Here is a 10,666-nt window from a genome sequence, read left to right as displayed (position 1 = left end):
CAGGACGTCCAGATTCCCGGACGAGTAGAATGTTAAAACCTTTTCGACTCGACAAACAAAATCATGAAACAAATTCAATCATCGATGGTCACTTACAAGCGTCCGGACGGCCAGGAAGTGCAAGGCTATCTGGCCCAGCCGGAGAAGCTCGAAGGCGCACCCGCCGTCGTCGTCATCCAGGAGTGGTGGGGACTGAACGACCAGATCCGCGGTGTCGCCGACCGCCTGGCCCTGGCCGGCTATTTGGCCCTGGTGCCCGACCTCTACCGCGGCAAGATGACGGTGGAAGAGGAGGAAGCCCATCACCTGATGGACAACCTGAACTTCGGCGATGCCGTCAGCCAGGACATCCGCGGCGCCGTCGCCTACCTGAAGGAGCGGGCGCCGGCCGTCGCCGTGACCGGCTTCTGCATGGGCGGCGCACTGACGCTGCTGGCGGCCTCGCAATTGTCCGACCTGTCGGCCGCCGTGGTCTGGTACGGCTGCCCGCCGCTCGACTATATCGACGCCGGCAAGATCACGGCGCCGCTGCAGGCCCACTGGGGTACCCAGGACGCGTTCTTCCCGATCGCCACCATCGACGAACTCGACAAGAAGCTGGCCGCCGCCAACGTCGACTACGAGCCGCACCGCTACCTGGCGCATCATGCCTTCGCCAACGAGGAAGCCGTCGGCGCCGGCCGCATCGCCGGCACCCAGTACGACCCGGCTTGGGCGCAGGTGGCGTGGGACCGCACGCTGACCTTCTTCGGCCGCACCTTGTGGAAAAACGCGGCCTGAGGCACAACGCCTGAATGGGCGATGACGGGCGCGCGGCGTTTCAGCCACGCGCCTTCTTACTCAGGACAAACGTAGGAAAATTTGCATGCAGGCTGGCAGCGCAATGCTGCCCTCGACGCCTGTGGAAGGCCGTGCGCGCCGGGCCATCCCGAGCAGGCAAAAAAAAGCCCGCTCGGAAGCGGGCTGAATCTATCCTTTTTTGAGGAGAATAGAGGAGACAGGTGCAGTATGGCGCCCGGCACACCAACCGTCCAATGTTTGTTGGTGATGCCCGCGATTCAGAATTCGAATGTCTTTCCTCGCGTCATCAGCCAGGCGCCACCGCCGCCTGTGTCTGCACGCATGACACCTCACCCCGCATGGAGCCTGGTCCAACCAGAATCGCTCACGCGTGCGCGTCGTCGTCCGACAGCTTGTAGCGTACGTAGTCGATATGCGCCTGCATCGCCGTGCGGGCTTCTTCCGGACGGCGTTCGCAGATCGCGTCGCAGATCGTGCGGTGCTGCATCAGGAGCAGGTCGGACAGGGAGCGGTCGATTTCGCGCAAGCCATCGACGTTCAGGATGATGTGCTCGCGCAGCATCTTGGTGATGCTGCCGTGCAGGTGCAGGAACATGCTGTTGCCCGAGGCGAGCGCGATCGCTTCGTGCAGTTCGACGTCGATGCGCGACTCGCCGGCGACGTCGCCGACCTGGCGCGCATGTTCGAGCCTGTCCATCGCGTCGCTGATGCGCGCGCGGTCCTCGTCGCTGCAGCGCAGCGCCGCGAAATACGCGGTCGCCCCCTCTAGCACGCGGCGGAATTCGAGCATGTCCTGGTGCCGCGCCGGGCTGCTCGATATCAGGTGCGCCCAGGGCGATGGCGCAGCGCCGGTGCGCATGCGGTCCGACACGAAGATGCCGCTGCGCGGCTTGATCTGGATGAGGCCGCGCGCCTCCAGTTGCCTGATCGCCTCTCGCACCGTGTTGCGCGACACCCCGTGGCGTTCTGCGAGCTCGCGCTCCGACGCGAGCTGGGTGTTGGCCGGCGCGCTGCCGTCGAGCAGCGTGTCTTCGAGTTTGGCGATCAGTTCGGCGACGCGGCCGCGTTGTTGGCTTTTTGGCATTCCGTGTAGTTCTCCTTCATCTGGCCCAACCAGTTTGTTTTGTTACGAGAATAGCGCAAATATTTACAAACTTAAAGAAAAACAAAAATCGGACACCTTGCCGGTGACTGCCGGCCTGTGCCATATCCCCCTGGCTGTGTCCTCCGAAGCTCTGCCCGACAGACTTATTCAATAAAAATGAGGAGACACATATGGCATGGCAACAAATTTATGATCCATTCCGCAGTATGCTTACATCGTCACTGCTGGCAGCGATACCGGTGGTGGTGATGCTGGTCGCGCTCGGCTTCCTGCACATCAAAGCGCATGTGGCGGCCGCCCTCGGGCTGGCGGCGGCGCTGCTGGTGGCCGTGTTCGCGTACCAGATGCCGGCCGGGATGGCGGGCAGGGCGGCGTTGCTGGGTGGGTTCACGGGCTTGTTGCCGATCGGTTGGATTGTGCTCAATATCATTTTCCTCCAACAGTTGTGCGTACAGAACGGCAGCTTCAAGGTGCTGCAGGCGTCGCTGTCGGGCATCACCGGCGACCGCCGTCTGCAGCTGCTGCTGATCGCGTTCTGTTTCGGCGCCTTTTTCGAAGGCGCGGCCGGCTTCGGCACGCCGGTGGCGGTCACGGCCGGCGTGCTGATCGGCCTCGGCTTCTCGCCGCTGGCGGCGTCCGGCCTGTCGCTGATCGCCAACACCGCGCCGGTGGCCTTTGGCGCGCTCGGCACGCCCGTGATCACGCTGGCCAAGGTGCACGGCTACGACCTGCTGCCGCTGACCGCGGTCATCGGCCGCCAGTTGACGGTGTTCTGCCTGCTGGTGCCGTTCTGGCTGATCTGGGCCTTTGCCGGCCGCAAGGCCATGATGGAAATCTGGCCTGCGATCCTGGTGACCGCGGTGTCGTTCGCGATCCCGCAATACCTGATGTCGAATTTCGTCGGTCCGGAACTGGTGGCGATCGTGGCGGCGCTGGTCTCGATGACCTGCCTGATCCTGTTCCTGCGCGTGTGGCAGCCGAAGACGATCTGGACCTCGACGACGATGCGCGGGCGCGACACCAGCAATGCCGCGCAAGAGGCGCCGGCCGCGGTCGAGACCTATTCGCGCGCCGAACTGGTACGCGCCTGGATGCCCTGGCTGATCCTGACCGTGTTCGTCTTCATCTGGGGCCTGCCGCCGGTGAAGGATTTCCTGAACAGCCTGTTCGCGCCCAAGTTCCCGATGGACGGCCTGCACAACCTGATCATCCGCGTGCCGCCGGTGGTGCCCACGCCGCATCCGGAAACCGCTGTTTATACGCTCAACCTGCTGTCGGCGACCGGCACCGCGATCCTGCTGTCGGCCATCGTCGGCGCGCTGTTCATGAAGTTCAACCCGGTGCAGATCGTGAGCGCCTTCTTCCGCACCGTGTGGCTGGTGCGCTATTCGCTGCTGACCATCGTGCTGATGCTGGCGCTGGGCACGCTGACCCGCTATTCGGGCTCCGACACGACGCTCGGCCTGGCCTTCGCCAACAGCGGCGCGCTGTATCCCTTCTTCGGCACGCTGATGGGCTGGCTGGGCGTGGCGATGACCGGATCCGACACCGCTTCCAACGTGCTGTTCGGCGGCATGCAGCGGGTCGCCGCGCAGCAGCTCGACCTGCCGGTGAACCTGATGGGCGCCGCCAACAGCTCGGGCGGCGTGATGGGCAAGATGATCGACGCCCAGTCCATCGTCGTCGCCTCCACCGCCACGCGCTGGGTGAACCACGAAGGCGACATCCTGCGCTTCGTGTTCTTCCATTCGCTGGCCCTGGCGGCGCTGGTGGGCATACTGGTGACCCTGCAAGCCTACGTCTGGCCCTTCACCCTGATGGTCTCCAATTAACTCGAGGATGAAAAAATGAACGCTCCCGTTTCCGCCGACACCCATGCCGTTCCCCATCGGGAAGCGCTGGCGGCCCTGCGTGCCGTGCTGCCCGACCGCGTGATCCGCGCCGACGAAGAGGAACTGCGCGCCTACGAATGCGACGGCCTGGCCGCGTACCGCCAGATGCCGATGATCGTGCTGTTGCCGGAAAACGAAGCGCAGATCGTGGCGGCGATCGGCGTGTGCCGCCGCCTGAACCTGGCGATCGTGCCGCGCGGCGCCGGCACCGGCCTCTCCGGCGGCGCCATGCCGATCGCCGGCGGCGTCGTGCTGTCGACCGCGCGCCTGAACAAGATCGTGAAGCTCGATCCGAACGCCCGCATCGCCGTGGTCCAGCCGGGGGTGCGCAACCTGGCGATCTCGGAAGCGGCGGCGCCGCATGGCCTGTACTACGCGCCGGACCCGTCGTCCCAGATCGCCTGCACCATCGGCGGCAACGTGGCCGAGAATTCGGGCGGCGTGCACTGCCTGAAATACGGCCTCACCGTGCACAACGTGCTGCGGGTACGGATGGTGACGACCGACGGCGAGATCGTCGAGCTGGGCGGCGAGACGCTCGACGCCCCGGGGCTCGACCTGCTGGCCGTGGTCATCGGCTCCGAGGGCATGCTCGGCGTGGTCACCGAAGTGACGGTCAAGCTGGTGCCGAAGCCGCGCGTGGCGCGCGTGGTGATGGCCTCGTTCGACGACGTCGTCAAGGCCGGCGACGCGGTGGCGCGCGTCATCGCCGCCGGCATCATCCCGGCCGGGCTGGAAATGATGGACCGGCTGTCCACGAAGGTAGCCGAGGAATTCGTCCGTGCCGGCTACGACACGGATGCCGCCGCCGTCCTGCTGTGCGAATCGGACGGCATCGCCGAAGAAGTGAACGAAGAGATCGCGCGCATGGACGAGGTGCTGCGCGAATGCGGCGCGACCGCGATCGCGGTGTCGGGCGACGAAGCCGAGCGCCTGCGCTTCTGGTCCGGCCGCAAGAACGCCTTCCCGGCGGTCGGCCGCATCTCGCCGGATTACTACTGCATGGACGGCACCATCCCGCGCAAGCACCTGGCCCATGTGCTGCAGCGGATCGAACAGATGGAGCAGCAGTACGGCCTGCGCTGCGCCAACGTGTTCCATGCGGGCGACGGCAACCTGCACCCCCTGATCATGTTCGACGCCAACGCGCCGGGCGAATTCCACGCCGCCGAACAGTTCGGCGCCGACATCCTCGAACTGTGCGTCGAAGTCGGCGGCACGATCACGGGCGAGCACGGCGTCGGCATCGAGAAGATCAACTCGATGTGCGTGCAGTTCTCGCGCGACGAACTCGACATGTTCTTCGCCGTCAAGCGCGCCTTCGACCCGGCCGGCATCCTCAATCCCGACAAGGCCATCCCGACGTTGCGCCGCTGCGCCGAATACGGCCGCATGCACGTCCACCAGGGCCAGATGAAATTCCCCAACCTGCCGCGTTTTTGACATGGACACCACATTACAACGATTCTCCGACCAGATCGCCGAAGCCTCCGCCAGCGGCGCATCACTGCGCATCCGCGGCGGCGGCAGCAAGGACTGGTACGGACAGGACCTGCACGGCACGCTGCTCGACACCACCGTCTACCGCGGCATCACCGACTATGAGCCGACCGAACTGGTGATCACGGCGCGCTGCGGCACGCCGCTGGCCGAGATCGAAGAGCACCTGACGCCGCACGGCCAGATGCTGGCCTTCGAGCCGCCGCACTTCGGCCCAGGCGCCACGCTCGGCGGCATGGTGTCGGCCGGGCTGTCCGGCCCGCGCCGCCAGGCGGCCGGCAGCGTGCGCGACTTCGTGCTCGGCGCCGCGCTCATGAACGGCCGCGGCGAACTGCTGCGCTTCGGCGGCAAGGTGATGAAGAACGTCGCCGGCTACGACGTGTCGCGCCTGCTGACCGGGTCGCTCGGCATGTTCGGCCTGATCGCCGAGGTCGCGCTCAAGGTGCTGCCCAAGCCGGTGGCCGAGCTGAGCCTGCGGCTGGAAATGCACCAGGACGAGGCGCTGCGCCGCCTCAACGAATGGGGCGGGCAGCCGTTGCCGATCTCGGCCTCGGCCTGGGTCGACGGCGTGCTGGCCGTGCGCCTGTCGGGTGCCCGCTCGGCGGTCGACGCGGCGCGCGCGCGCCTCGGCGGCGAAGTGATCGACGAGGCCGACGCCTGCTGGCGCTCGCTGCGCGAGCAGGACAATGCCTTCTTTGCCGAGGCGCGGCAGCATTCGAACGGCCTGTGGCGCCTGTCGCTGCCGTCGAGCGCGGCGCCGCTGGCGCTGCCCGGCACGCAGCTGATCGAGTGGGGCGGCGCCCAGCGCTGGCTGCTCACCGATGCCGATGCCGCCACGATCCGCGCCGCGGCGAGCCAGGCCGGCGGCCATGCGACGCTGTTCCGTGGCGGGGCCAGGGATGCCGGCGTGTTTCATCCGCTGGCGCCTGCGGTCCGTACGATCCATAAACAGCTGAAGGATGCATTCGATCCGGCCGGCGTGTTCAACCGCGGCCGCATGTACAGGGAGTTCTAACCATGCAAACCAATCTTGCCGATTTCATCCGCGATACGCGCGACGGCATCGAGGCCGATGCCATCCTGCGCAAATGCGTGCACTGCGGCTTCTGCACCGCCACCTGCCCGACTTACCAGTTGCTCGGCGACGAACTGGACGGCCCGCGCGGCCGTATCTACCTGATCAAGCAGGTGCTCGAGGGGAAACCGGCGACTCGCGCCACCCAGGTCCACCTGGACCGCTGCCTGACCTGCCGCAACTGCGAATCGACCTGCCCGTCGGGCGTGCAGTACGGGCGCCTGGCCGACATCGGCCGCCGCGTGGTCGAGGCGCAGGTGCCGCGGCCGCCGGCCCAGCGCCTGCTGCGCACGGTGCTCAAGGAGACCCTGCCGCGCCAGTGGCTGTTTGCGCCGGCGATGAAGACCGGGCAGGCGGTGCGCGCCCTGCTGCCGCAGGCCCTGAAGGACAAGGTGCCGGCGCCGCAGCCGGCCGGCGCCTGGCCGACGACGCAGCATGCACGCAAGATGCTGATGCTGGAAGGCTGCGTGCAGCCGGCGATGTCGCCCAACATCAATGCGGCGACCGCGCGCGTGTTCGACGCGGCCGGCGTGCAGCTCTTGACCGCCAAGCGGGCCGGCTGCTGCGGCGCGATCCGCTGGCACATGAACGACGCTCCCGGCGGCCTGGCCGACATGCGCCGCAACATCGACGCCTGGTGGCCGTTGATGGAGCAGGGCGTCGACACCATCGTCATCAACGCTTCCGGCTGCGGCTCGATGATCAAGGAGTACGGCCACCTGCTGGCGGACGACCCGGCGTACGCGGAAAAGGCCGCGCGCATATCGGCCGCGGCCAAGGACGTCAGCGAAGTGCTGCCGGAATTCGAGGCGCGCCTGACGCAAAAGCTCGCCGGGCGCAAGACGGCGCAACGCGTGGCCTACCACCCGCCGTGCAGCCTGCAGCACGGCCAGAAGATCCGCAGCAAGGTCGAGTCGCTGCTGACTGCCGCCGGCGTCGACGTCAGGCTGTGCGCCGACAGCCACCTGTGCTGCGGTTCGGCCGGCACCTATTCGGTGCTGCACAAGGAGATCGCTACGCAGCTGCGCGACGACAAGCTGGCCAAGCTGGAAGCGACCGGGCCGGAACGCATCGTCTCGGCCAACGTCGGCTGCATCAACCACCTGCAATCGGGCACCGCCAGGCCGGTGGAGCACTGGATCGAGCTGCTCGACCGGATGCTGGCTTGATCGCCGGCCGTGACCGCCGTCCGCGGGTCAGATCCAGAACGAGCCGCGCCGCTCGGCGAATTTCCAGCCGCTTTCCGTCAGGCTGAACCTGTCGTGAAAGACGCCGGGCACCGGCGCCTCGGCGGGACCCGGCGCCGCATCTTCCTCAGACGGCCGTTTCGTGGACAGCAGCAGGATGCGCGACTGCGCATGCGCGGACGTGGCGTCATCGACGGTGACGATCACGTCGGTGCAGAGGTGGAAGGTCATCATGTCGGCCGGCCGCTTGCGGAAGGCGGCGAGGATGTCGTCGTGGCCGGCAATCGCCGTGTCCGGCGCCGAATGCCGGAACAGCAGGGCGTCCGGCGTGAACAGCGCCGCCAGTTCCTCGAAGCGGCGCCCGTCGTTCAGGTAGGCGTACTGCGCGATCAGGCGGCTGCAGGCCCGTTCGATGGCTGCGTGGTCGTCGCTATGCATGTTCATCGTTCCTACGCCGATTCCGGCACGCGCCGGGTTTTCAGGAAGTCTTCCAGCGTCTCGCCGCGCATGCTGGCGTAGACCGCCAGGTTCGACATCTTGACGACGCGCGCGAATTTTTCCAGCACGAAGAAGCTCACGCCATAGCGGATCAGTCCCAGCCAGTCCTGCCCGGTCACCAGGGCGCGCTCTTGTTCGGTCAGCTGCAGTTCGTCGAAGGCCGCGTGCAGGTCGCGCGCGACCAGCGCGCGGAAGGCCGGCTCCCGATGGCGCCAGAAGAAGCGGTTCAGGCGCGCCGCGTGCAGGCTGGCGTGCAGGTCGAACGGGTAGGTGCCTTCGAGCGCATCCAGTCCCGCCAGCTGCGGATTGCCGTGCACCGGCGCGGCGGGCGCCTGGCCGTCGCCGGCCTGTTCGTAGACGGCGACCGCCATGTTGGTGGTGGTGGCCAGGTAGTGGTTCTGGTGGATGCAGCGGATATTGTCGTTCAGGGCGCCGCGCATCGCCAGCCACATGATGACCTCGGCGCTTTCGGCGCCGCCCAGTTCCACCAGCTCGGCGTGGCGCATTTGCGCCAGTTTTTCGGGATCGTCGACGATCAGGCGCAGGAATTCCTCGTCCCACTCGACGTTGTTGAAGCCGGTGCGTTCACCGTGGATCTGGTGCGACAGACCGCCGGTGCCGACGATCGCCACCTTCAGGTCTTCCGGATAGGATTCGATGGCGCGCCGCACCGCCTTGCCCAACTTGTAGCAGCGCGCGGCCGTCGGCAGCGGGTACTGCAGCACGTTGATCGCGATCGGCACGATGGCGCCGGGCCAGGCCGGTTCGTGCGGCCACATCAGCGCCAGCGGCGAGTTGCAGCCGTGGTCGAGCGGGCGGTCCTGGAACACCGCCATGTCGAATTCGTCGTTGACCAGCGATTCCATCACGTGGATCGCCAGTTGCGGATGGCCCTGGATGTCGGGCAGCGGGCGGCGGCCGGCGCCTTCGTCGGCCATCTCGAAATTCGGCGAGATGCCGACCGCGAAGGTCGGGTAGCAGTCGAAGAAGAAGCTGTTCGCGTGGTCGTTGTAGAAGAACAGCAGCACGTCCGGCTTCTGTTCTTCCAGCCATTGCGCGACGGGCTCGTAGCCCGCGAACAGCGGTGCCCAGGCAGGGTCGTCCTGGCGCTTCCTGTCGTATGCCAGTCCGATGGTGGGGACGTGCGAGGTCCCGATGCCGCCAATGATCTTGGCCATTACATCATGTCTCCTCGTGGGTTGTCGGGGGCAGCGCCAGCCATTCCTGCAGCGCCCCCAGCACCGCGCCGGGTGCTTCCATCATGACCATGTGGCCGGCGCCGTCGATCAGGCGCAGCTGCGCACCGGGGATCAGCTCGGCCATGCGCTGGTGACGCTCCGGCGGACTCCAGCCGTCTTCCTCCCCGCAGATGACCATGGTCGGGCAGGCAATGCGCTGCAATACGTCGGTCGCATCGGGGCGTCCGAGCAGCGCCCGGGTCTTGCCGGCGTAGATCGGACCCGACATCCGTCCCACCATCGCGACGACCGCCTGCACCAGTGCCGGGTCCTTGCGGTTGGCCGGCGCCAGCATCGGCAAGCCCCAGCTTGCTGCGATCGCGCCGATCCCTTCCCGCTGCGCCTGGTCGACCAGCACCGCGCGCTTTTCGGCTTCGCCGGGGGCCGCCGGCTCGTAGCCGGTGTCCAGCAGCGCCAGCCGCTCGATGCGCTGCGGCGCGCGCCGATAGACTTCCAGCGCCACCCGTCCCCCCATCGAGTGGCCGGCCAGCGCGAAGCGTGCCGGTGCATCCGCCAGCACCTTGTCGGCCATGGCCTGCATCGAATCCAGGCCCTCGAAACTGATCACGCGCACGTCGTAGGCCGCCCCCAGCGCTCGCGCCTGGGCATCCCAGACGACGCTGTCGCACAGCAGTCCGCATAGCAGATAAACGACCTTTTTCATGGCCTCGTCCATCCCGTCAGTCGATGTACTTCAGCCCGGCCCTGGCGAGCGGCTCGCGCATACTGTACATGTCGAGGCCGAGCACGCCGGATGCCAGCTTGGCGCGCTTTTCGCCTTCCAGGTCTTCGCGCTTCCGGGCGACGTCGGCCACGCGCACGGCGTCCGCGGCCGGCACCACCACCACGCCATCGTCGTCGGCCACGATCGCGTCGCCCGGGTTGACCAGGGCGCCGGCGCAGATCACCGGAATGTTGACCGAGCCCAGCGTCGCCTTGATGCAGCCCTTGGCGCTGATCGCCTTGCTCCACACCGGGAAGCCCATCTCCTTCAGCACGCGCACGTCGCGCACGCCGGCGTCGATGACCAGGGCTCTGGCGCCGCGTGCCATGAAGCTGGTGGCGAGCAGGTCGCCGAAGTAACCATCCGTGCACTCGGCCGTGATCGCGGCGACGACGATGTCGCCCGGCTGGATCTGTTCGGCGGCCACGTGCAGCATCCAGTTGTCGCCCGGGTGCAGCAGCACGGTGACGGCGGTGCCGCCGACCTGGGCGCCGGCATGGATCGGACGCATATAAGGTTTGAACAGGCCGACTCGGCCCATCGCCTCGTGCACGGTGGCGCTGCCCAGTGTGCCCAGGCGTTCGACGGCATCGGCATCGGCGCGCTCGATGTTGCGCTTGACGATGCCGAGCTGGTTCATCAGGGG

The 10,666-nt window shown here is 67.0% G+C and carries 10 protein-coding genes; 5 read left to right on the top strand and 5 right to left on the bottom strand.

The features are described 5' to 3' along the window. Positions 1-63 precede the first annotated feature (63 nt). Positions 64-780 (top strand): dienelactone hydrolase family protein, encoded by a 717-nt coding sequence (locus tag U1H99_RS19275; protein WP_323143333.1) that lies wholly within the window; start codon positions 64-66, stop codon positions 778-780. A 385-nt stretch (positions 781-1,165) separates the two neighbouring features. Here the strand turns inward: U1H99_RS19275 and U1H99_RS19270 are convergent, their stop codons facing one another. Next, positions 1,166-1,885, bottom strand: a complete 720-nt coding sequence (locus U1H99_RS19270; protein ID WP_323143332.1) for a FadR/GntR family transcriptional regulator — start codon at positions 1,883-1,885, stop codon at positions 1,166-1,168. Between the two features lie 191 nt (positions 1,886-2,076). On the opposite strand from U1H99_RS19270, the gene U1H99_RS19265 reads away from it, so the two are divergent. Genes U1H99_RS19265 through glcF form a run of 4 tightly spaced genes read left to right on the top strand, consistent with a single transcriptional unit; the run spans position 2,077 to position 7,542 of the window. Then, a complete protein-coding gene (locus U1H99_RS19265) occupies positions 2,077-3,738 on the top strand; it encodes an L-lactate permease (RefSeq protein ID WP_323143331.1) in 1,662 nt (553 codons plus the stop codon). A gap of 15 nt (positions 3,739-3,753) precedes the next feature. Beyond that, positions 3,754-5,241 carry an FAD-linked oxidase C-terminal domain-containing protein gene (locus U1H99_RS19260; protein WP_323143330.1) on the top strand — a complete coding sequence of 496 codons (1,488 nt, stop codon included), beginning with the start codon at positions 3,754-3,756 and terminating at the stop codon, positions 5,239-5,241. 1 nt (position 5,242) lies between these two features. Beyond that, positions 5,243-6,313 carry a glycolate oxidase subunit GlcE gene (gene glcE / locus U1H99_RS19255; RefSeq protein WP_323143329.1) on the top strand — a complete coding sequence of 357 codons (1,071 nt, stop codon included), beginning with the start codon at positions 5,243-5,245 and terminating at the stop codon, positions 6,311-6,313. A gap of 2 nt (positions 6,314-6,315) precedes the next feature. Beyond that, a complete protein-coding gene (gene glcF, locus U1H99_RS19250; RefSeq protein ID WP_323143328.1) occupies positions 6,316-7,542 on the top strand; it encodes a glycolate oxidase subunit GlcF in 1,227 nt (408 codons plus the stop codon). Positions 7,543-7,569: 27 nt separating this feature from the next. On the opposite strand, the gene U1H99_RS19245 is transcribed toward glcF, so the two are convergent. The 4 genes from U1H99_RS19245 to ligK are packed head-to-tail and all read right to left on the bottom strand — an operon-like array spanning position 7,570 to position 10,660. Next, positions 7,570-7,998 carry a nuclear transport factor 2 family protein gene (locus U1H99_RS19245; RefSeq protein WP_323143327.1) on the bottom strand — a complete coding sequence of 143 codons (429 nt, stop codon included), beginning with the start codon at positions 7,996-7,998 and terminating at the stop codon, positions 7,570-7,572. An 11-nt stretch (positions 7,999-8,009) separates the two neighbouring features. Continuing rightward, positions 8,010-9,236: a gallate dioxygenase gene (locus U1H99_RS19240; RefSeq protein ID WP_323143326.1), complete on the bottom strand. Its 1,227-nt coding sequence runs from the start codon at positions 9,234-9,236 to the stop codon at positions 8,010-8,012. A 4-nt stretch (positions 9,237-9,240) separates the two neighbouring features. Then, complete coding sequence (locus U1H99_RS19235; protein WP_323143325.1) at positions 9,241-9,960, bottom strand: alpha/beta fold hydrolase; 720 nt, start codon at positions 9,958-9,960, stop codon at positions 9,241-9,243. Between the two features lie 16 nt (positions 9,961-9,976). Beyond that, entirely contained in the window at positions 9,977-10,660 is a 684-nt protein-coding gene (gene ligK / locus U1H99_RS19230; RefSeq protein WP_323143716.1) for a 4-carboxy-4-hydroxy-2-oxoadipate aldolase/oxaloacetate decarboxylase, read from the bottom strand. Between the last annotated feature and the right edge of the window lie 6 nt (positions 10,661-10,666).

It is taken from the genome of Massilia phyllosphaerae (genome assembly GCF_034659755.1).
Classification (GTDB): Bacteria; Pseudomonadota; Gammaproteobacteria; order Burkholderiales; family Burkholderiaceae_D; genus Telluria; species Telluria phyllosphaerae.
Note: the sequence above shows the minus strand (reverse complement) of the source record. Positions and strands in the feature narration are given on the sequence as shown.